The sequence below is a fragment of the Nocardioides sp. Root122 genome (assembly GCF_001425025.1).
Classification (GTDB): domain Bacteria; phylum Actinomycetota; class Actinomycetes; order Propionibacteriales; family Nocardioidaceae; genus Nocardioides.
This window is the reverse complement of the sequence record NZ_LMDE01000010.1, coordinates 325,912-345,766: the sequence shown is the minus strand read 5'-3', so window position 1 is coordinate 345,766 and position 19,855 is coordinate 325,912. Positions and strand designations below refer to the sequence as shown.

Here is a 19,855-nt window from a genome sequence, read left to right as displayed (position 1 = left end):
GTAGGAAGGAGCCCATGCGCATCTTCTTCACCGGCGGCAGCGGCAAGGCCGGCCGGCACGTGGCCCCCTACCTCGCGGCCCAGGGCCACCAGGTCACCAACGCCGACCTCGTCCCGCTCGGCCACCCCGACGTCCACGACCTCCAGGTCGACCTGACCGATGCCGGCGAGGTCTACTCCGCACTCGCCGGTCTCGCCACCTTCGACGAGCTCGACCTCGACGAGCTGCCGTCGTACGACGCGGTGGTGCACTTCGCGGCGGTGCCAGCGATCCTGCGGGTGCCGGACGCGGCGACGTACGCGACCAACGTGCTCAGCACCTACCACGTGCTCGAGGCCGCGACCCGGCTCGGCATCCGCAAGGTGGTCTTCGCGTCGTCGGAGACGACCTACGGCGTCTGCTTCGCGCAGGGTGAGCGCAAGCCGCTCTACGTGCCGGTCGACGAGGAGCACCCGACCGTCCCCGAGGACTCCTACGCGACGTCCAAGGTCGCCAACGAGGTCACCGCGCGGTCGTTCCAGGCGCGGACCGGGGCCGACATCTACGGGCTGCGGATCAACAACGTGATCGAGCCCCACGAGTACGACGAGATGTTCCCCGCGTTCCTCGAGGACCCGGCGCTGCGGCGGCGCAACATCTTCGCCTACATCGACGTGCGCGACCTCGGCCAGATGGTGCAGCGCTGCCTGGCCACGGACGGGCTCGGCTACGAGGTCTTCAACGTCGCCAACGCCGACATGTCCGTGGCGGCCACGACCGCGGAGGTCATCGAGCGGTTCTACGAAGGCGTGGAGGTCCGTCGCGAGATGGGCGCCCACGAGACCTTCTACGCCATCGACAAGGCCAGGTCGCTCGTGGGCTTCGAGCCCGAGCACTCGTGGCGCGACGTGCTCGGCGCCCCGCGCTCCTGAGATGCCCGACATGGCAGACCGCGCCCCGGTGACGTACGAGCACCACGACCACGTGTCCGGGCCGTTCCTCCACGGGACCAGGGCCACGCTGCAGCCGGGCGACGAGCTCGTCGCGGGCTTCTCCTCCAACTTCCAGGAGGAGCGGACGATGAACCACGTCTCCTTCACCACCCTCGAGAGCACGGCGGCCTGGGGGGCACAGCTGGCGGCGGCGCTCGGCGGGCTGGACTCCGCCGGGCGTGTCTACGTGGTCGAGCCGCTCGGCCCCTTCGAGGACGACCCCAACGTCACCGACAAGCGGTTCCCGGGCAACCCCACGGAGTCCTACCGGACGCGCCACCCGCTGCGCGTGCTGCACGAGCTCGACGACTGGACGCCGCACCCGCCGGAGGCACTCCGCGCGATGCTGGAGAGCCTGGCCTCCCTGCGGGAGCAGGGCCTGGACGTCATCGAGGACTGACGTCGATCGGCGGTGGATCGACGTCGCCGAGAACCTGCCCGAGGACCCGACGATCAGGCTGATGCGCCGTCCGCGGCCCGACGGGCGCGGTAGGCGCGCACCTTCATCACGTTGCCGCACGGGTCGGTGCTGCACCACCGCATCACCTGGGTCGGCGACGGGTCGTAGTAGATCCACCTGCAGTCGCCGCGCTCGCACTCCCGCAACCGCTGCCACTCACCGGTGACCATCGCGTCGTGCACGCTGGCGATGGACTCGCCGACGACGCGGTCGACCGCCGACCGTCCGGAGGAGGGCGCGCGGCGCAGCTGGGCGGCGTCCTCGCGCACCTCGACCGTCATCGGGTGGCGGGCAGCGATGCGGTTGAAGGCCTCGCGCGTGGCGGTCGACGGGTGCAGCGCCAGCTCCCGGGTCACGTCACGGAAGGTCCGGTAGGGCTCGAGGTCCGCCGAACGCGGCAGCGGGCCGTACGCCGACCCGGCCAGGGCCAGGAAGCGGTTGAGTCGCCCGACGTCCGCGGCGTGGTCGACGCCGTGGAAGCGGTCGTCGGAGTTGAGCACGATGCGCACCTCCTCCAGGGGACCGGGTGCGGGGCGGTCGGTGACCATCGGACCTCGTCTCAGGCGAATCAGCGGATCGTCGGTTACGATCATATCGTCATTGGTCGTAACACGGTGAGGGGGTCCGGTGACGTCCGTCCAGATCGACCTCGACGTGCTGGGCCCGAGTGCCGCCCGCGTCCACGACACCCCGGTCCCCCTGGGAGCACCCAAGCTGCGCAGCCTGCTCGGCCTGCTCGTGCTCTCGCGCGACCGGCCGGTGCCTGCCTCGCGGCTCATCGACCTCCTCTGGCACGGGGCCCCGCCCCCGGGTGCCGGCAACACCCTGCAGGGGTACGTCGCCGACCTGCGCCGCCGTCTCGAGCCCGGGCGTCGTGCGCGCAGCGCGTCGACGGTGCTGCTCCACGAGAGCGGCGGCTACCGCCTCGCAGCCGACGCGGCCGACGTCGACGCCGACCGGTTCGAGTCCGCGGTGCGCGCGGGACGCGACCACCTCGAGCGCCTGCGCGACCGGATGCGGCCGCCGCTCCTGACCGACTCCGCGGCCCTGGCCCGGGCCGAGCAGCAGCGCGAGGACCTGGCCGCCGCGGTGCGGCTCTGGCGCGGCGACGCCTACGCCGACCTGGCCGACCTGCCCGCCGCCACCGCCGAGCGCAGGCGGCTCGACGAGCTGCGCGTCGACGCCCGGGTCGCCGCCGTCGTGCTCGACCTGTCGCTCGGGCGGTCGACCCGCGCGGTGGAGGTCCTCGAGGACCTCGTCGAGCACCACCCGCTGCGCGAGGAGCTGTGGGGGCTCTGGGCGGTCGCGCTCGTGCGTACCGGTCGACAGGCCCACGCGCTGGAGGTGCTGGACCGGCTCCGCCGCACCCTGGCGCACGAGCTCGGCATCGACCCCGGTCCGGCCGTCGCAACGCTGCACACCGACGTGCTGCGGCAGGACCCGACGGTCCTCGGCGTCGCGGACGGCGTACGCGACACGGAGCGCTGCACCCACGGCGCGTGCTGCCACCCGGCGCCGGTCGTGCTGCTCGTGCTGCCCGGTGGGCGGGCGCTGGACGCGCGCGCCGCCCTCCGTGACCTGCTCGTGACCAACTCCGGCGAAGGGTCACCGCTTCGTGACGTTCGCGACCTCCTCGGGAGGTCGTCGGCTACCTAGCGTCCTTGGCACACGCCCGGGGACGTCCCGGGTGGTGCGGACGAAAGGCATCGCATGAAGCGCAACAAGCCGCTTGCACTCGTCGCCGGCGCCGCCCTCCTGACGCTGGCCGCCTGTGGCGGCGGGTCGTCGGACGAGGGTGGTGGCGGCTCGGGCACCGATCGGGAGTTCGGCGGGCAGGAGGGGGGCACCAAGGACGCGGAGCGTCAGGGCCCTGCCGCCGACGTCGAGGGCGCGACCACCGGTGGCACGGTGACGGTCTACCTCCCCGGCGACCCCGGCCCCGACACCCTCGACCCCACCAGCGGATGGTCGGTGACGGGCAACTCCATCCAGCAGGCGCTCACGAGCCGCTCGCTGACCCAGTACGTGCGCGACGAGAGCGGTCAGCCCGTGCTGGTGCCGGACCTCGCGACCGACCTGGGCACGCCCAACGACGACTTCACGGAGTGGACCTTCACCATCCGTGACGACGCGACCTGGGAGGACGGCAAGCCCGTGACGGCCGACGAGGTGGCGTTCGGCATCTGCCGCTCGCTGGACGCGGAGGCGTTCCCGTCGGGACCCGGCACGGAGTACTCGGCGTCGTACTTCCAGGGCGCCGACACCTACAAGGGTCCCTACACCGGGAAGGACCCGGGCTGCGAGAAGTGGGACGGGATCTCGGTGGAGGGCCAGGACGTCACCATCACGATGGCCAAGCCGTTCCCCGACATGGACTACTGGGGCGCGTTCATGGCGATGGGGCCCGCGCCCCTGGGCAACGCCTCGAAGCCGCCGAACTACGGCAACAAGCCGCTGTCCAACGGCCCCTACAAGGTGGAGAGCTTCAAGCCCAACGAGGAGCTCGTGCTGGTCAAGAACGACCAGTGGTCTGCCGAGTCCGACCCGGGTCGCCACCAGTACGCCGACGAGTTCGTCTTCAAGTTCAACCAGGACCAGGCCAAGGTCGACGAGATCATGCTGTCGGGCAACTCCGACAGCCAGACGGCGGTGTCCACGGCCCTCGGCTCGGACAAGTACAACGACGCCAACGGCAAGCTCGGGGAGCGCCTGGTGCAGCAGACGTCGCAGTGCGTCTCGATGCTCACGCCCGACTACACCAAGATCACCGACATCAACGTCCGCAAGGCGCTCGCCTACGCGTATCCCTACGAGGACGTCTGGATCGCCGGCGGCGAGGTGCCCGGTGTCACGCGGGTGCCGGCGAACTCGCTGATGCCGCCGGGCATGGCGGGCAAGAAGGAGTTCCAGGTCGACGGTGAGCAGATCACCTACGACCCCGAGAAGTCCAAGGAGCTCCTCGCCGAGGCCGGCTACGGCGACAAGCCCTACCCGATCACGATGGTCTACTACGAGGTCGACCCGCTCGCGGTCGCTGCCCAGGACCAGATCACCAAGGGCTTCGAGGCCGGCGGCTTCAAGGTCAAGGCCATCCCGGTGCAGGAGTCGCTCTACAACATCTGGCTCGACCCCGACAACAAGGTCAACAAGCAGCTGAACTTCCGCGGCGTGAACTGGTGCTCGGACTGGCCGGCCGGGTCGACCATCCTGCCGTCGCTCGCGCGCACCGGCGCGGTCTACAACACGGCGTACTTCTCGGAGAAGTCGATCGACGAGGAGATGGACCAGATCAGCACGCTGCCGCTCGACGAGCAGGCCGACGCGTGGGGGGCGGTGGACGAGAAGATCATGACGGAGTACTTCCCGATCATCCCGACCGCGTTCCGCAACGACCTCTTCGTCTTCGGCGAGAAGATCGGCAACCCGACGGGCGACGGCTCGATCGGTGCGCCGAACTACAAGGACCTGTACGTCATGCAGTGATCCCGGCGTGACGCAGTGGGGGCTCCCGGTCCGGGAGCCCCCACTGTGCGTGTCAGCCCGCCGACCGGACCTCGGGGTCGGCGAGCGACCGGGCCGGGGGCCCGCCGTGCCAGCTGGGGAGTGGCGCCTCCCCGACCGCGACGGCGACGGCTGCGTCGGCCAGCAGCTGCGTGGCGTCCAGCAGCGGCAGGGGCGAGCTCGCCGGCGTCACGAGGGCGCCCAGCTCGGGACAACCGACGACGACCGCCTGGCAGCCCGCGCGCCGCAGGTCCTCGATGAGCGACAGCACGGTGTCGCGCGACGTCAGGGACGCCCTTCCCCGGGCGAGCTCGTCGAAGATGATCGAGTGCAGCGTGGTCTGGTCCCACAGGGGCAGCGGCACGGCCGTCAGGCCCATCGGCTCGAGCTCGTCGGCGTAGCGTTGCCAGCCCAGCGTCCACCGCGTGCCGAGCACCCCGACCCGCGCGAAGCCCTGGCGTTGCGCTGCAGCGGCGACGACGTCCGCGACGTGCAGCCCCGGCAGCGCCAGGTCGGCGTCGCCCGCGTCGAGCGGTGCGTACGCCGTGTCGTCGGGGCACACGAAGAAGTGCGCCCCCGCCTGGCGCAGCCGTACGCACGCGAGCGCGAGCTGGGTGCGGACGGTCTCGGGGTCGTTGCGCTGCCAGGCGTCCCAGCGGCCGTCCAGCGGCTGCCACACGAGGCTGAGCTCGGGCTGCTCCTGGCCGGGACCGAGCGCGGCCCCCGCCTCGTCCACCCGGCGCAGCAGCTCCGCGGCGCCCGGAAGGCGCGGCGCGACGACTCCGATGTGGAACACGGCACCATGGTGACCCGGGACGCTGTGGTCCGACTGGAGTCACCGCTCCCGCTCCCCCGTCCTGCCGACAGACGCCCGATCACTGGAGGGACATGAACGCACCGCACGACATCGCCCGCAGGATGTTCGACCTCATCGAGCCCGTCGCGCTCGTCGCCTTCTTCTCCGAGGAGCCGAACGACGAGATGGCGGCACTGGGCTTCACCACCTACTGGGACGGCTACTTCGCGGGTCGTGCCGCGCCGCTGGGCCGCGCACCTGCCGAGGTCGTCGACGCGGCGTTCTACAGCTTTGGTCCCGGCGAGGTGGCCCGCCACGTCCCGAAGGTCTGGGACACCACGACTCCGGAGGAGGCGCACGCCGCCCGCCAGCGCGGCTGCGTCGCCGCGCTCCGACGCATCCTCGGCGACCTGGCCGACTCCCCCGGCCTGGCCCGCGCCGCCGACCTCCTCGCCCGGGCCGCGACCGGCGCTCCCCTCGAGGGACGGGTGATGTACGCCGCCCTCCGCTCGCTGCCGCTCCCCACCGAGCCGGTGGCGAGGCTGTGGTTCGCCGCGAACATGCTCCGCGAGCACCGCGCGGACGGGCACGTCGTCGCGCTGATGGCCGAGCAGGTCGACCGCACCGAGTCGCACGTCCTCCTGGCCATCGACGCCGGCGTCGACCCGCCGGAGTCGTTCGGTCGGATCCACCACCTGCCGCAGGCCTACCTGGACCGGGTGATGGCGGGCCTGCGGTCCCGTGGGCTCCTGGATCCCGAGGGGCGGTTCACCGCGGCCGGCCGCGCGACGAAAGACCGCGTCGAGGCGCTGACGGACGCGCTCGCGGCGGCGCCCTACGTCGCGCTACCGCCGGCTGATCTCGACGAGCTGGTGACGTCGATGGAGCCGATCGCTGCCCGGCTGGTGGAGACCGGGTCGCGGCCATCGCTCCGCATGGTCAGAAGGCCTTCATCCTTCAGCCAGGCGACTAGAATCCATACGTGAACGACGTGCGCGTGATCGCCTACTTCGCGGGCGACCCGACCAGGACCTACCAGCTGGCCCAGTGGCTGGAGGTCCTCGAGATCCTGCACGACGTCCACCCCGTCGCCCTGGTGCTGCGGGACCCGGCATCCGCGGCCGTGATCGAGCCCCGGACCCACCTGCGTGTCCTCACCGCTGCCACGTTCCCCGAGCTGACCGAGCTCTACGCCGACCTGGACGCCAAGGTCGTCCTCTACTGCAACAACTCGGTGCTCAACTTCGAGTCGCTCGTCGACAGCCGCCGGCTGCACGTCCACATCAACCACGGCGAGAGCGACAAGCAGTCGATGGCGAGCAACAACGCCAAGGCCTACGACCGGGTCTTCGTCGCCGGCGGCGCCGCCGTCGAGCGCTACCTGACCGGGCTGCTGGACTTCGACGCCCACCGGCTCGTGCGCATCGGCCGTCCCCAGCTCGACCTGCCGCGGACGCCCCTGCTCGGCCCGAGCTCGCGCCGTACGGTCCTGTACGCACCGACGTGGGAGGGCGACGCGGAGTACAACGACTACACGTCGGTCGACACGCTCGGGCCCACCATCGTGCGGGCGATCCTCGAGGTCCCCGACGTCCGCCTGGTCTACAAGCCGCACCCGAAGGTCACGACCAGCCTGACCCCCGCGATCGCCGATGCGCACCGCGAGATCGTCGGGATCGTCGACGCCGCGGCTCGGCTCGACCCGGACGCCGGGCACACGGTGGTCCTCTCCGGCGACATCCTGGCGGTGATGCCCGGCTGCGACGCCATGGTCACCGACGTGTCCTCGGTGGGCCTGGACTGGCTCTACCTCCACACGGACAAGCCGATCCTCCTCACCGATCGCCATGGCGACGCTGACGCCCTCCTGCAGGAGGTCCCGATCAGCCGCTGCGCCGACGTCATCGACGAGACGAACGTCGCCACCCTGACCTCGCTCGTCGCCGACCGCCTCGACCACGACGAGCACCACCTGGCCCGCGTCGCGATGCGGCACCACTACTTCGACGACCTCCACGTCGGTGACAGCACGACCCGCTTCCTCTCCGCGGTGACGGAGGTCGTGGACCTGCGGGACCGGCTGGTTGCCGGCGGGGTGGCCGACTCCGAGATCGCCTGAGGGACGACGCGACGGTCACGTCGCGTCGTCCCCGACGTGGACCGTGCCGCCCAGGAACAGGAGCTCCGCCGAGGTCTCGGCGAAGCGCTCGCGCACGTCCCGGCTGATCCGCATCGAGCAGAACTTCGGCCCGCACATCGAGCAGAAGTGCGCGGTCTTGGCGCCCTCCGCGGGCAGCGTCTCGTCGTGGAATGCCTCGGCGGTGTGCGGGTCGAGGGACAGAGCGAACTGGTCGTGCCAGCGGAACTCGAAGCGCGCCCGGCTCAGCGCGTCGTCCCAGTCGCGTGCACCGGGGTGGCCCTTGGCGACGTCCGCGGCGTGGGCGGCGAGCTTGTAGGTGATCACCCCCGTCTTCACGTCGTCGCGGTTCGGGAGGCCGAGGTGCTCCTTGGGGGTGACATAGCAGAGCATCGCCGTGCCGTGCATCGCGATCGCGGCAGCGCCGATGGCGCTAGTGATGTGGTCGTAGCCGGGAGCGACGTCGGTGGCCAGCGGGCCGAGCGTGTAGAACGGCGCGCCGTGGCACCACTCCTGCTGGAGGCGGACGTTCTCCTCGACGAGGTCGAGCGGGACGTGGCCGGGGCCCTCGACCATGACCTGCACGTCGTGCTCCCACGCCCGCTGGGTCAGGTCCGCGAGGGTGCGGAGCTCGGCGAGCTGGGCGGCGTCGTTGGCGTCGGCGACCGATCCGGGGCGCAGCCCGTCGCCGAGGGAGAAGGAGACGTCGTAGGCCGCGAAGATCTCGCACAGCTCGTCGAAGTGCGTGAAGAGGAAGTTCTCCTCGTGGTGGGCCAGGCACCAGCCCGCCATGATCGAGCCGCCGCGGGAGACGATGCCGGTGACCCGGTTCGCCGTCAGCGGGACGTGGCGCAGCAGCACGCCGGCGTGGACCGTCATGTAGTCGACACCCTGCTCGCACTGCTCGACCACGGTGTCGCGGTAGACCTCCCAGGACAGCCGCTCGGCGTCCCCGTCGACCTTCTCCAGCGCCTGGTAGAGCGGGACGGTGCCGATCGGCACGGGCGAGCTGCGCAGGATCCACTCGCGGGTGGTGTGGATGTCCTCGCCGGTCGAGAGGTCCATGACGGTGTCGGCGCCCCACGTGACGGCCCAGGTCAGCTTGTCGACCTCCTCGGCGATGCTGCTGGTGACCGCCGAGCTGCCGATGTTGGCGTTGACCTTCACCAGGAACCGTCGCCCGATGATCATCGGCTCGGACTCGGGGTGGTTGACGTTGGCGGGGATGATCGCCCGGCCGGCGGCGACCTCGCTGCGCACCAGCTCGACGTCGCAGCCCTCCCGTGCGGCGACGTACTCCATCTCCTGCGTCACGGTGCCCTGCCGGGCGTAGCGGAGCTGGGTCACCGTACGACCGGTGCGCGCGCGCCGCGGTGGTCGCAGCTCGCCCTGCCACTCCTCGCGCGCGGCGCCGCGGCGCTCGGCCGACCGACCGTTGTCGGCGAGCCGCGTCTCGCGTCCGGCGTACTCCTCGGTGTCGCCGCGCTCCGCGATCCAGTCCACCCGCACCGGGGGGAGGCCCGCGGTGGGATCGGATCCAGGCCCCGAGGTGCAGTAGCGGTCGAACGTCTCGCCGTTGGTCAGGCTCACCCGCGTGACCGGCACGTCGAGGGGGCCGGTGAGGACGCGCTCGTGGGCGGGGTGGATGGGATGGATGGTGTGGTCGGTCATGCGGTTTCCTCCTGGTGGATGCGGTGGCAGGTCGAGGGCGCGAGGTGGGCGACGGGACCGCGACCGCGGCCGAGGTCCCAGGTGCTGCTGGTGGCGAGCCGCGAGGCGACGTACGCCGCCGCGTCCGCTGCGGCGGCGGCAAGGGGTGCGCCGTGGGCGAGGCGGGCCGCGAGCGCACTGGCGTAGGTGCACCCGGTGCCGTGGTCGGCGGTGGTGGGGACGGCGGGGTGCCGCAGCGGGACGGGGGTGCCGCCGGGCTCGCACAGCCAGTCGGTGCAGGTGGCGACGGCCCGGCCCGGTCGCCACTCGGGTCCTCCGGTGAGGACGACGGCGCAGCCGAGGTCCGCGAGGCGGGAAATGAGGTCGCTGGCGTCGGTGTCGCTGGCGGCGAGGGCCCTGGCCTCCGCGAGGTTGGGCGTCGCCACCGTCGCGAACGGCAGCAGGTCCTCGCGGTACGCCCGGCGCACGGCGTCATCGCCGAGGACCGCCCCGCTGGTGGCGACCAGCACCGGGTCGACGACCAGGAGCAGGTGGCGCGTGCTCTCCGCGACGAGCCGGACGGCCTCGGGTGACCCGAGCATGCCGGTCTTCACCGCGCTGACGGGGAGGTCGCCGAGGACGGCGTCGAGCTGCGCGGCGAGCACGGCTGGCGGGACCTGGTGCACCGCGTGCACGCCGGTCGTGTCCTGCGCGGTGACGGCGGTGACCGCGCACGCGGCGTGGCAGCCGAGGTGGCCGATGGTCGCCAGGTCGGCCGCCAGCCCGGCGGCACCGCCACTGTCGGTGCCGCCGACGGCGAGGACCACGGGTGGCGCGCTCACTGCAGCTGCTCCAGCAGCCTCGACACCACGGATGCGGGGTCGGCGGCACGCATCACCGCGCCCATCACGGCGACCCCGTGCGCGCCCGCGACTCGCGCAGCGGCTGCATTGCGGAGGTCGATCCCGGCCAGGGCGAGGACCGGGACGGGGTGGCCCGCGAAGGCGCCGGGCGGCAGCGCGGGACCGTGGCCCGGCTTGCTCGCGCTGACGGCGTACGGCGACAGGGTGACCCACGACGCCCCCTCTCCCGCCGCCCGCTCGACCTCGGCCGGTGAGTGGCACGACCGGCCCCACGGACCGCTGGAGGGCACCGGCTGGTGCGCCGCGCAGTGCAGGCCTTGGGCGCTCGGGTCCGGGACGCGCGAGGAGATGACGGTCAGCCCGGGGATGGACACCAGCTGCTCGACGAGGGCCGACCGGGCCGACATTGGGAGGTCGTGCTCCCGCACCACGACGGCCGACAGCCCTGCGTCCGCGCACTCGCGGACGGTGCGCACCAGCGCGCGGCCCAGCCGCAGCTGCGCACGGTCGGTCAGCACGACGAGCCGTGGGATCACGCGATCCTCCCCTCCAGCGGACTGGCCGAGCGCGCGACTGCCCGGCGCGGGATCCGGCCCGCCCGGCGCGCAGCCGCTCCGGCGTCGACCGCTGCCCGCAAGGCGCCGGCCATCGCGACCGGGTCCGCCGCCCGGGTGACCGCGCTCGCCGCGAGGATCGCGTCGCACCCGAGCTCCATCGCCAGCGCCGCGTCGGAGGCCGTTCCGATGCCGGCGTCGAGCACGACGGGGACGTCGACGGCGGCCACGACCGACTCGATGAGGTGGGGGTTGAGGATCCCGAGGCCGGAGCCGATCGGCGAACCGAGCGGCATCACCGCTGCGCACCCGACGTCGGCGAGGCGGCGGGCGAGCACGGGGTCGTCGGTGGTGTACGGCAGCACGGTGAACCCACGCGTGACGAGGTCCGCGGCTGCCGCGATCAGCTCGACGGCGTCGGGCAGCAGGCTCACCTCGTCGCCGATCACCTCGAGCTTCACCCAGTCCGTGGCCAGCGCCTCCCGCGCCATCTCGGCGGTGAGCACGGCCTCCCGGGCCGACAGGCAGCCGGCCGTGTTCGGCAGCACCGGAACGCCCCGGTCCCGCAGGTTCGCGAGGACGCCGCCGGGAGCGGTGCTCGACGTACGCCGCACGCTGACGGTCACCAGTCCGGGCCGGGCCGCGTCGAGGACCGGGTCGACGAGGTCCGGACGCGGCAGGCCCCCGGTGCCGAGGAACAACCGAGACGCGAGCGTGCATCCGGCGATCACGAGGTCGGGCACCAGGTTGCTCATCCCGGGGTCCCCGCGGCGTTGTTCGGGGGAGCGCAGCGGAGGAGAAGAACGCCGTGGGGTGGTCATCCGCCGGCTACCGCCGTCACGACCTCGACGACGTCACCGTCGGCGAGCAGCATGCTGGCGTGCTCAGCGCGGGGCACGACCTCGTGGTTGACGGCCGCCGCGTGCCCGTCCGGGAGCGGGCCGACCAGGTCGTGCAGGGTCCGGGCGTCGGCGTCCAGCCGGACGCCGTTGAGGGTCAGGTGCATGACATGCCTCCGGTGGTGGTGTGGTGGGTGGTCGTCAGGAGTCGTCGGGGGTCGACGGCCGGCTCGGAGGGCGCTCCTTCGAGGGCGTCGGCGAGCAGCCGGGCGGTCAACGGGGCGAGCAGCACGCCGTGGCGGAAGTGGCCCGCCGCGAGCCACGTGCGCGGGTCGTCGGTCGGTCCGACGAGGGGCCGGTGGTCGCGCGTCGCCGGACGGTCGCGTGCCTCGCACCCGAGCACCTCGGCCCGGTCGAGCGCGGGCAGCAGCACGCGAGCCGCGCGCAGCAGCCGGACCACGCCGCCCGCGGTGACCACGGGCGGCTCGTCGTGCTCCTCGACCGTCGCCCCGACCACCACCTCCCCGGCAGCCCGCGGCACGAGGTAGACCGGTTCCCCCGCCGCCCAGCCCCGGACCACGTGGCGCGGGGGCTCCGTCGTCCGGAGCCGGACGACCTCCCCGCGCACACCGCGGACCAGCCGGGTCCAGGGTTCGGGCAAGCGGGCCCCGGTGGCGACGACGACGACGTCCGTGTTCGCAGCCGGCTCGCGCTCCTCGATCCGTCCGTGCAGCCGGGCCAGCAGGGCCGCGACCACGGCCCTGGGATCGACGGCGCGGTCCTCGAGCCGGATCCCACGAGCCGTGTGTCCCAGGCCCGGCTCGAGGTCACCGACCTCCGCCGGACCCAGGAGGTCGACCCGGATGCCGTGCCCGGCCAGCACCTCGGCGTGCCGCTCCACCTCCTGGCCGTCGCCGCTGTCGTGTCCGACCACGAGCGTGCCTCGCTCGTGGAGGGCCACGCCCAGCCCGGCGGCGTACGCCGGCCAGAGGCGCGCGCTGGCCAGCCCGAGCCGGAGGACGTCGGGCTCGCCGTACGAGGCCTCCCCCGCCGGCGAGAGCATCCCGGCGGCGACGGCCGAGGCGCCGCTCCCCGGCGTCGGGTCGACGACGGTGACGTCGTGGCCGCGGGCGAGCAGCTCGTCGGCACAGGCGAGGCCGACGATGCCGGCGCCGAGGACGTGGACGCGCATCAGCCGAGCTCCTGCACCAGCTCCTTCGCGGCGGCGACGGGATCGGGCTTGCTCCAGATGGCGCCGAGCACCGCGACGCCGTGGGCGCCCGCGTCGACCACCGGACGCACCCGGCCGGCGTCGATGCCGCCGATGGCCACCAGCGGCAGGACGCCGCTCGCCGCGGCGACGGCGGGCACCCCGAGCGCCGGCGGCAGTCCCGCCTTGCTGGTCGTGGCGTGGACCGGGCCGAACCCGGCGTACGACGCCCCCGCGGCGGCGGCCCGCTCGACGTCGTCGCGATCACGGCAGGTCGCCCCCACGAGCAGGTGCGGCGCGCTCGCGACGGCGAGCCCGACCGGCAGGTCGTCGGCCCCCAGGTGGACCCCGTCGGCCCCCGTCGCCAGGGCGACGTCCAGCCGGTCGTCGACGACGACGGTGGCGCCGAACGGGCGGACCGCGCCGATCACGACCCGGGTGAGCTCGACGAGCTCGCGGGTGGTGACCACCTTGTCGCGGACCTGGAACCCGTCGACCCCCACCTCGGCGAGGTCGCCGAGCAGGGACAGGTCGTCGGTCGAGGAGACCAGGCAGAAGATGCGCGTCGACAACACGTGGAATCACTTCCTTCGCCGGCATGACCCGGATCAGGTACGACGGTCGGAGCGGCTCCAGCTCCCTCTCAGCCCGCTGCCGCGGACTCCCGTGTGGACGGCGAGGACGCTAGCAGAGGTCGCCGGGCAGCGTCGCGCAGGTGGGTCTGAGGCAGGCGGTCGGGCGTGCCAGGTGCGTAGGGTGGGCACGTGGCCGACAACGTCCTCTGGATCGTCACGGACGATCAGATGCGCTCGACCCTGCGGACCATGGACCGCACCTGGAAGCGGCTGGTGCGCAAGGGGGTGCACTTCCGCCGCGGCTACAGCGCGATGCCGTTGTGCGGCCCGGCGCGCGCCTCGATCCTCACCAGTCGCTACCCCCACAACCACGGCTGCGACAGCAACATGACCCACCAGCCCTTCGTGGCCCAGGGCCACGACCGGGACACCGCGGCGACCAGGCTGAAGGCGGCCGGCTACAGCACCGGCTACTTCGGCAAGTACATGAACGGCCTCGCCCAGGACCCGACGTACGTCGCCCCCGGCTGGGACCGCTGGGTCGCGTTGCTCGACGGCATGATCGACGCCCCCCGGGTCAACGTCGACGGCACGGTCCGACAGGTCGAGTCGCAGCGGGAGTTCGACAGGTTCGCAGCCAAGCGGTTGCGCCGCTTCATCCGTCGCCACGAGGACTCCGGCCCGTGGTTCGCGGTGTTCTCGCCGACGGCGCCCCACGGCCCCTACACGCCGAGCCCCGAGCACGCCGACGACTTCGACGACGTCGAGTGGGACCCGCCGGCGTTCAACGAGTCCGACATGACCGACAAGCCCACGTGGCTGCGCGACCTGCCGCCGCAGGAGCGTCGTCGGATGCGGAAGATCCACGAGGGCAAGCTCGAGGAGCTCCAGGACGTCGACGACCAGATCGACAAGGTGCTGGACGTGCTGCGACGGACCGGCCAGCTCCGGAGGACGTGGATCTTCTTCGTCTCCGACAACGGCTACCTCCTGGGCGAGCACCGGTTGTTCCACAAGTCGCAGCCCTACGAGGGGGCGGCCGGCGTGCCGTTCGTCGCGCGCGGGCCCGGTGTCGAGCCGCGCACCGTCGACGCGCTGGTCTCGCAGGTCGACCTGATGCCCACCACCCTCGACATCGCCGGACTCGACCCGGACGACGGGCGCGAGCTCGACGGCCGCTCCATGCTCGGGCCCCTCCAGTCCGGGGACTGGTCCGCCTGGCGGCGCCGCCTGATCATCGAGAACACGAACCTCGACTGGGCGCTGCTCCGCGAGAAGTCCCTCGCCTACATCGAACACCGCGGTAAGGGTGAGTGGGAGCTGTATGACCTCGAGCGCGATCCGCACCAGCTCGCGAGCCTTCGTGATGCCGATGTCACTGAGCTGGCGCGGAAGACCGCCGAGCTCACCGGGACTCAGGGGCGGGCGTTGCGGAGGTTCGAGCAGTAGCAGCGCGATAGGTACGGCGTTGCTCCTACTGTGCTTGTCCCGGCCGCGCTGGTGGAACCGATCGATTCTGGCAACGTCCTGCCCGCCTTCGAGGTTGCTGACGGGCTGACGCGAGACCTAGCGGCGGTCTAATCGGGGGATCCGGGTCTACGTCCGCCGGGCGAAGGTGACCTTGTTGTCGGCGTGGACGGTCATCGCATAGCGGGAGTCGTGGGCCAGCCGGTGGTGCCGTGGGCACAGGAGACGCCCGTTGGCGAGGTCGGTGAGGCCGCCGCGGGACCACGGGTCGTCGTGGTGGGCGTGGCAGCCCGACGCGGTGGTCTCGCAGCCTCGGGCGGTGCAGCCGCCATCACGCAGGCCGAGGGCGATGCGCTGTGCCTTGGTGAACAGCCGCCGGCTGCGGCCGAGGTCGAGCACCCGGCCCTCACCGTCGAGGACGGCGGGGATGATCCCGGCCTCACACGCGAGTCGACGGGCCTGGGCGGCGGACATGCGGGTGCCGTCGTCGAGCAGCGCGGTGGCGTGCTCGCCGAGGAGCTGCTCGAGGGTCNCGGGGATGATCCCGGCCTCACACGCGAGTCGACGGGCCTGGGCGGCGGACATGCGGGTGCCGTCGTCGAGCAGCGCGGTGGCGTGCTCGCCGAGGAGCTGCTCGAGCGTCATCGTGATGACGATGGTGGCGTTGACTCCGGAGGTCTGCGGGGTGGCGTCGACGGGGTAGCGCTCGACGTACTCGATGAACGCCTCGCCCATGCGGCGGCACAGCGGTTTCCAACCGCCTCGCTCGTCGCGCAGCTCGGCCTCGGTGTGCCGGGCNGTAGCGCTCGACGTACTCGATGAACGCCTCGCCCATGCGGCGGCACAGCGGTTTCCAACCGCCTCGCTCGTCGCGCAGCTCGGCCTCGGTGTGCCGGGCCGGGTTGGCCAGCGCGAGGAGGTGTCGCTTGAGCATCGCGCCAATGTAGGAGGGCAGGGAGAACCGTCCGTGGCAGCGGCCGTTGCCGTCGTCGTCCATCACGAAGTCGGCGGTCGCGCCGGCGCGGGACTCCTCCCCTGCCAGGGTGGCGGCTTCTTGTGCCTCGCCGAGCTCCGGTGCGACCACGTCGAGGATCCGCTTGCCGAGCCTGCGCAGCGCCTTGGCGTCGTGCTCGGCCGCGGCGGCGAGCAGGTGGTCGCGTGCCTGTGCCCGGACCCCGGGATCGATGATCCGGGTCACGCCCTCGGCGGTGCGGACGCTTGCGGGGATCGCGTCGACCGCACCCACGATCACCCGCGCCTGCTCCACCCGCAGCTCGCCCGCGGCCAGCGCCTGGCCGGTGGGGGCGTGCAGGGGCTCCTCGAACGCACGCGCCAGCCTGCTCAACCTGGCCGYCACGGGCGCCGGTCGCGTCCCCCAACCGGCGGCGGTCGGCCTCGGCCACCACCCGGCACAGCTCGCGGGTCAGGCGACTCGTCACACCGGTCAGCTCATCAACCAGCCGCTCCACGTCCGCATCGGAGAGACCCCCGAGCGACACCTCGCCCACCTCGGCGAGCGACGCGTGCACACGCGACAGCACGTGGTCCACCAGCGGCGACGCCTCCGGCTGCGTGCCGGGGGCGCGCCACACGCCCACCCACGCTCCCGGGTGGGGCTGATCGGCTGGCACTGCACTCACTGGCTGGACCTTCCGCACCCCTCGTCGGGCGCATGGACAACTACGGTCGTGGGCCGGGTATCAGTGAGGTGTGTACAGCCAGAGTTGTGGCTTCAGGTAGGGCCCGAGCTCGCTCGCTCGAATCTGTCTTTGACGGTAGCCGTCGCCACCGACAGCGGCGATGATCCTGTCCCCAGGCCTCCGGGGGCGGCACCCGCCTCGGCATCCGCCCGGATCGGGGCGACGACATTGGGCCGACAACCGGTGGCCCAGGGCAATCGCGGCGCAATGACGTGGGTCTCGGGGCGGATTAGTCGACGTCTCGCTGACCGAGACCTGGCACCTCTGCGTTGCGCAATGATGAGACATGACCGCCGATGACCTGATTGTGTCCGCCCTCGACGCGCTTGCTGGCACCAGGCACCGACGCTCCGATGCGGTTGACCAAGTTGCCAAATCGGCCGGTCTCTACGCCTTCTACGGCGACGACCAGTCGTGGTCGGACCTCTCCCAAACGCCTGCGTTCGAGGATCAGCCGCTCTATGTCGGGAAGGCGGAGCGAAGCCTGAACGGTCGTGACGTTGGGACCCACTTCGCGACGGGGAAGACCGGCTCCTCCACTGTCCGTCGCAGCCTCGCCGCGTTGCTAGTAGAGGTACTTGATCTGACGCCAGTGCCGCGCAACCTGGCAAAGCCAGACGGCAGTGCCAACTTCGCGCTCGAGACTGGCGAGGCACGCCTGAGTGCTTGGATGAACGAGCGCCTGTCTCTGGCGACCTGGGTAAGCCCTGCGGGGGCGGTCCTTGACGAGGTTGAGACCGCAGTGGTGCGTCACCTTCGGCCACCTTTGAACCTCGACAAGGTTGGCGAGCCTCGAACCGAGCTGCGTGAGGCGAGGAGGCGAATGGCGACGACCGCAAGGAGCTGGACTCCGCGAACCTAGGGATCCGTCGGCCGTAGCCTGCAGTGCGCGGGCAAGCGGCGGTATCACGTACGCCAAGAGGGCGGTTCCGCTGAACGGAACCGTTCGGCTCTTGCTGACGGCACACTCGTCAACATGACCCGGACAAACCGCGACGAGCGAGACGCACAACTCGCATCGGTACTGGCCGACGCTGTGCGCGCGGGGCGGCTACAAGCCGCGGACGCGCTCCGTGTGATCCGGCACGAAATGCGCCGACGGAATACAAACAAGAAGGCAACGCTTCCCTATCGGTCCGTTCGTGCCCAAGCAGTCATCGATGCCTACGCCGAGCGCGGCGAGTCGCCCCCAAAGAACGGGTCGGATGACGCACTGCACGCGGACCATGTGTACGAGTTCGGAGCGGACCAACTCCTCGAGACGGTCACGGTCGATGAGTGGCACGAAGTCCTAACCGCGGCCCGAACCGTTGTAGTGGTCACCGCTCGAGAGAACTACACCTTGGAGAAGCTCGAGAACACGGGACTACGAGGTCCCGGCAAGTATGCGGCCGCAGGAGTGACCTGGGCCGCGGAGGTGCCTGGGTTCATTGAGCGAGATGCGCAGCCCAATACGGCGAAGTGACCCACGCAGCGCGACTCGCCGATAGCAGCCCGCCGATGACGATCGGATCCGCACGTCGCCCTTGGAGGTGGACCTGACGTGAGTGTCACCGACTACTTGTCCGAGAACGGGAGCGGGATGTACCGGCAGTGCTACGTCCCGGACCTCGTGCCATCCAGCCGCGCCGTGCAACTCGTTTTCGTCTTCGAGTCACCCCATGTCGACGAGCTGAAGGCGCGAGTGCCCGTCGCTGGAGCAGCTGGCAAGAGTGCCTTTCGTTTCCTACTGCCGGGGCAACCCAAGCAGATGAGTCTCGGACGCTTCGTCCAACAGAGTCACGCGGCGGGGGACGATCGCATCGCGATCTTGAACGTCAGCAACGTCCCCATGCAGCAAGCCGCATTCGTCGACGCCGAGACTCCCGACCTCGGAGATGGGGAGTGGACTTTGATCGAAAAGATTCGTCGATCGAGGGCGCGCTCCCCTTCGTCGATGCGAGGAGCTGAGGCACGGGCGATGTCGGAGCTTCTCCTCGCCGGGTTCCGCCACAGGCTCTCTGATGTCGCTGATGTCGCTGATGGCTTCGATGGCCGAGTGGTGGCTGCAGGCGCCTTCGCGCAACGCATGGTGGCAGCGGCCATTCCCGACCTGTTGCCCAAGCCGCTCCGCGTTCCCCACCCGTCGTTCAGCCAGTGGCATCGGACGGCGAATCAGAACTCGCCGGATCTCCTCGCCATGAGAGATCGCTTCAGGGACCGGACCATCGGTTGCCCGACGCCCTGAGTTGTTACCGCACGCGCTCGGTCCGACCCCCTGATCGCGGCGGTAAGACTCACTCAGCGCCACGGATCTCGGAAGCAGTTCGGACGTCCGGTAGCCGCGTCAGTCGTCGTGGAAGGGGTGCTGCCTCGATCCTCGACCGGGGACATCGGGCTCCGGACGGCCTACACCGCCACCTGCCATCTTGGATTCTTCGGCGGCTGTCTATGGAACCGCACGGAGTGTGTCAGTTGGTTCGTAGGACGGACGCTCAGAACGTCATCTTCTCGACATCTACGTCTTGCGGCCGCATACGCATACCTAATGCGAGCGCTTGGGCCGCAGAGTCAGCGGCGGAAGAGACACTCCACTTCGGGTCGGGGGGTTCCCAGAATGTCCCTGGCGGACCCGGCAGGTCTGTCCTCGGGTTCCAGCCCAACGTCCCGAGGTTGGAGAACTTGTGGTCGGGATCGTGGACCTGCAGCGAGAAGCCGTTGCTGTCAGTGCCGGCAATCTGAACCCACGGATTGGGATGCTTACGCACCGTAATCACGATGCTGCGCCACAGACTCTCAGGCACCGACCCAAGTTGATCCTCTAAGGCGTCTTGCCATCCCTTCCACTCTGGGCGAGGCCAAAGCCAAGGGTTGTCCTCAGGAGAGAACGGCCGCGTCGCGGGCATGCGTACAAGCTCCCTGGCGATCGCCTCGATCTCGGCTTCCGAGTCCGGGTATCGCTGCGACAACTCGTCGAGTCGATCTGCAACATCGCGCAATGAGACGAGCGTGTCGCCGTTCACACGACGCAGCCTGTCTGTCTGGTAAGCCACTAAGTCCCCTGTTCCCTCTTGACCCCCGATGCTACGGCCCACAGATGTTGGCGACAGCGAAACTCAAGATGCCCCTGCACCGTGATTCGCGGCGGAATGC

Annotated in this window: 20 protein-coding genes, 2 pseudogenes and 1 riboswitch; of the genes and pseudogenes, 10 read left to right on the top strand and 12 right to left on the bottom strand. The window is 71.2% G+C overall.

Annotated elements, in window-relative coordinates:
- Positions 1-14 precede the first annotated feature (14 nt).
- Entirely contained in the window at positions 15-911 is an 897-nt protein-coding gene (locus ASC64_RS10735; RefSeq protein WP_056907528.1) for an NAD-dependent epimerase/dehydratase family protein, read from the top strand.
- A gap of 10 nt (positions 912-921) precedes the next feature.
- Positions 922-1,371, top strand: coding sequence for an NAD(+)--rifampin ADP-ribosyltransferase (gene arr / locus ASC64_RS10730; protein ID WP_056907885.1), 450 nt, complete (start codon positions 922-924; stop codon positions 1,369-1,371).
- Between the two features lie 53 nt (positions 1,372-1,424).
- Here the strand turns inward: arr and ASC64_RS22505 are convergent, their stop codons facing one another.
- Positions 1,425-1,979 (bottom strand): CGNR zinc finger domain-containing protein, encoded by a 555-nt coding sequence (locus ASC64_RS22505; RefSeq protein WP_056907527.1) that lies wholly within the window; start codon positions 1,977-1,979, stop codon positions 1,425-1,427.
- Positions 1,980-2,058: 79 nt separating this feature from the next.
- Between ASC64_RS22505 and ASC64_RS10720 the strand changes: the two genes are divergently transcribed.
- Together ASC64_RS10720 and ASC64_RS10715 are read left to right on the top strand one after the other, a co-directional pair.
- Positions 2,059-3,087 carry an AfsR/SARP family transcriptional regulator gene (locus tag ASC64_RS10720; protein ID WP_056907526.1) on the top strand — a complete coding sequence of 343 codons (1,029 nt, stop codon included), beginning with the start codon at positions 2,059-2,061 and terminating at the stop codon, positions 3,085-3,087.
- Between the two features lie 54 nt (positions 3,088-3,141).
- Complete coding sequence (locus ASC64_RS10715; protein ID WP_056907525.1) at positions 3,142-4,914, top strand: ABC transporter substrate-binding protein; 1,773 nt, start codon at positions 3,142-3,144, stop codon at positions 4,912-4,914.
- Between the two features lie 52 nt (positions 4,915-4,966).
- On the opposite strand, the gene ASC64_RS10710 is transcribed toward ASC64_RS10715, so the two are convergent.
- Complete coding sequence (locus ASC64_RS10710) at positions 4,967-5,728, bottom strand: aspartate/glutamate racemase family protein (protein WP_056907524.1); 762 nt, start codon at positions 5,726-5,728, stop codon at positions 4,967-4,969.
- A gap of 92 nt (positions 5,729-5,820) precedes the next feature.
- On the opposite strand from ASC64_RS10710, the gene ASC64_RS10705 reads away from it, so the two are divergent.
- Together ASC64_RS10705 and ASC64_RS10700 are read left to right on the top strand one after the other, a co-directional pair.
- Positions 5,821-6,714 (top strand): SCO6745 family protein, encoded by an 894-nt coding sequence (locus ASC64_RS10705; RefSeq protein ID WP_200937675.1) that lies wholly within the window; start codon positions 5,821-5,823, stop codon positions 6,712-6,714.
- Complete coding sequence (locus ASC64_RS10700; RefSeq protein WP_056907523.1) at positions 6,711-7,847, top strand: CDP-glycerol glycerophosphotransferase family protein; 1,137 nt, start codon at positions 6,711-6,713, stop codon at positions 7,845-7,847. Before ASC64_RS10705 ends, ASC64_RS10700 begins: the two co-directional genes overlap by 4 nt.
- A gap of 15 nt (positions 7,848-7,862) precedes the next feature.
- Here the strand turns inward: ASC64_RS10700 and thiC are convergent, their stop codons facing one another.
- From thiC to ASC64_RS10665, 7 genes are all read right to left on the bottom strand, one after another.
- Positions 7,863-9,536, bottom strand: coding sequence for a phosphomethylpyrimidine synthase ThiC (thiC, locus tag ASC64_RS10695; protein ID WP_056907522.1), 1,674 nt, complete (start codon positions 9,534-9,536; stop codon positions 7,863-7,865).
- Positions 9,533-10,357: a bifunctional hydroxymethylpyrimidine kinase/phosphomethylpyrimidine kinase gene (gene thiD, locus ASC64_RS10690; protein WP_056907521.1), complete on the bottom strand. Its 825-nt coding sequence runs from the start codon at positions 10,355-10,357 to the stop codon at positions 9,533-9,535. The genes thiC and thiD overlap by 4 nt, the downstream gene beginning before the upstream one ends.
- Positions 10,354-10,914 carry a thiamine phosphate synthase gene (locus ASC64_RS10685; protein ID WP_056907520.1) on the bottom strand — a complete coding sequence of 187 codons (561 nt, stop codon included), beginning with the start codon at positions 10,912-10,914 and terminating at the stop codon, positions 10,354-10,356. Before ASC64_RS10685 ends, thiD begins: the two co-directional genes overlap by 4 nt.
- Positions 10,911-11,687 carry a thiazole synthase gene (locus tag ASC64_RS10680; protein WP_056907519.1) on the bottom strand — a complete coding sequence of 259 codons (777 nt, stop codon included), beginning with the start codon at positions 11,685-11,687 and terminating at the stop codon, positions 10,911-10,913. The genes ASC64_RS10685 and ASC64_RS10680 overlap by 4 nt, the downstream gene beginning before the upstream one ends.
- Positions 11,688-11,749: 62 nt before the next feature.
- The gene (thiS, locus tag ASC64_RS10675) at positions 11,750-11,938 is read right to left on the bottom strand and encodes a sulfur carrier protein ThiS (protein WP_056907518.1); all 189 of its coding nucleotides are present in this window, start codon (positions 11,936-11,938) and stop codon (positions 11,750-11,752) included.
- Entirely contained in the window at positions 11,929-12,963 is a 1,035-nt protein-coding gene (locus ASC64_RS10670; protein WP_056907517.1) for an FAD-dependent oxidoreductase, read from the bottom strand. The genes thiS and ASC64_RS10670 overlap by 10 nt, the downstream gene beginning before the upstream one ends.
- Positions 12,963-13,556 carry a thiamine phosphate synthase gene (locus tag ASC64_RS10665; RefSeq protein ID WP_200937674.1) on the bottom strand — a complete coding sequence of 198 codons (594 nt, stop codon included), beginning with the start codon at positions 13,554-13,556 and terminating at the stop codon, positions 12,963-12,965. The genes ASC64_RS10670 and ASC64_RS10665 overlap by 1 nt, the downstream gene beginning before the upstream one ends.
- Positions 13,550-13,659, bottom strand: a riboswitch (TPP riboswitch). Its footprint overlaps the gene before it by 7 nt.
- Before the next feature lie 86 nt (positions 13,660-13,745).
- Here ASC64_RS10665 and ASC64_RS10660 point away from each other — a divergent pair.
- Positions 13,746-15,005, top strand: coding sequence for a sulfatase family protein (locus ASC64_RS10660; protein WP_056907516.1), 1,260 nt, complete (start codon positions 13,746-13,748; stop codon positions 15,003-15,005).
- A 147-nt stretch (positions 15,006-15,152) separates the two neighbouring features.
- Here the strand turns inward: ASC64_RS10660 and ASC64_RS23165 are convergent.
- Together ASC64_RS23165 and ASC64_RS22765 are read right to left on the bottom strand one after the other, a co-directional pair.
- Positions 15,153-15,555, bottom strand: a pseudogene (locus tag ASC64_RS23165) (DUF222 domain-containing protein); the annotation flags it as partial.
- A gap of 267 nt (positions 15,556-15,822) precedes the next feature.
- Positions 15,823-16,368 (bottom strand): annotated as a pseudogene (locus ASC64_RS22765) (DUF222 domain-containing protein); the annotation flags it as partial.
- A gap of 641 nt (positions 16,369-17,009) precedes the next feature.
- Between ASC64_RS22765 and ASC64_RS10650 the strand changes: the two are divergent.
- From ASC64_RS10650 to ASC64_RS10640, 3 genes are all read left to right on the top strand, one after another.
- Entirely contained in the window at positions 17,010-17,585 is a 576-nt protein-coding gene (locus ASC64_RS10650) for a GIY-YIG nuclease family protein (protein WP_056907514.1), read from the top strand.
- A gap of 114 nt (positions 17,586-17,699) precedes the next feature.
- Positions 17,700-18,188 carry a hypothetical protein gene (locus ASC64_RS22030; protein WP_156385131.1) on the top strand — a complete coding sequence of 163 codons (489 nt, stop codon included), beginning with the start codon at positions 17,700-17,702 and terminating at the stop codon, positions 18,186-18,188.
- Positions 18,189-18,266: 78 nt separating this feature from the next.
- A complete protein-coding gene (locus tag ASC64_RS10640; protein ID WP_056907512.1) occupies positions 18,267-18,950 on the top strand; it encodes a hypothetical protein in 684 nt (227 codons plus the stop codon).
- Positions 18,951-19,197: 247 nt separating this feature from the next.
- Here ASC64_RS10640 and ASC64_RS22025 read toward each other — a convergent pair whose 3' ends face one another.
- Positions 19,198-19,725: a hypothetical protein gene (locus ASC64_RS22025; protein WP_156385130.1), complete on the bottom strand. Its 528-nt coding sequence runs from the start codon at positions 19,723-19,725 to the stop codon at positions 19,198-19,200.
- Positions 19,726-19,855: the final 130 nt, after the last annotated feature.

Bases quoted from the DNA above. Each gene is read 5' to 3' on its own strand.
- ASC64_RS10735 (WP_056907528.1), top strand. From the start codon at position 15: ATGCGCATCTTCTTCACCGGCGGCAGCGGCAAGGCCGGCCGGCACGTG.
- arr (WP_056907885.1), top strand. From the start codon at position 922: ATGGCAGACCGCGCCCCGGTGACGTACGAGCACCACGACCACGTGTCC.
- ASC64_RS22505 (WP_056907527.1), bottom strand. From the start codon at position 1,979: ATGGTCACCGACCGCCCCGCACCCGGTCCCCTGGAGGAGGTGCGCATC.
- ASC64_RS10715 (WP_056907525.1), top strand. From the start codon at position 3,142: ATGAAGCGCAACAAGCCGCTTGCACTCGTCGCCGGCGCCGCCCTCCTG.
- ASC64_RS10705 (WP_200937675.1), top strand. From the start codon at position 5,821: ATGAACGCACCGCACGACATCGCCCGCAGGATGTTCGACCTCATCGAG.
- thiC (WP_056907522.1), bottom strand. From the start codon at position 9,536: ATGACCGACCACACCATCCATCCCATCCACCCCGCCCACGAGCGCGTC.
- ASC64_RS10680 (WP_056907519.1), bottom strand. From the start codon at position 11,687: ATGAGCAACCTGGTGCCCGACCTCGTGATCGCCGGATGCACGCTCGCG.
- thiS (WP_056907518.1), bottom strand. From the start codon at position 11,938: ATGCACCTGACCCTCAACGGCGTCCGGCTGGACGCCGACGCCCGGACC.
- ASC64_RS10670 (WP_056907517.1), bottom strand. From the start codon at position 12,963: ATGCGCGTCCACGTCCTCGGCGCCGGCATCGTCGGCCTCGCCTGTGCC.
- ASC64_RS10650 (WP_056907514.1), top strand. From the start codon at position 17,010: ATGACCGCCGATGACCTGATTGTGTCCGCCCTCGACGCGCTTGCTGGC.
- ASC64_RS22030 (WP_156385131.1), top strand. From the start codon at position 17,700: ATGACCCGGACAAACCGCGACGAGCGAGACGCACAACTCGCATCGGTA.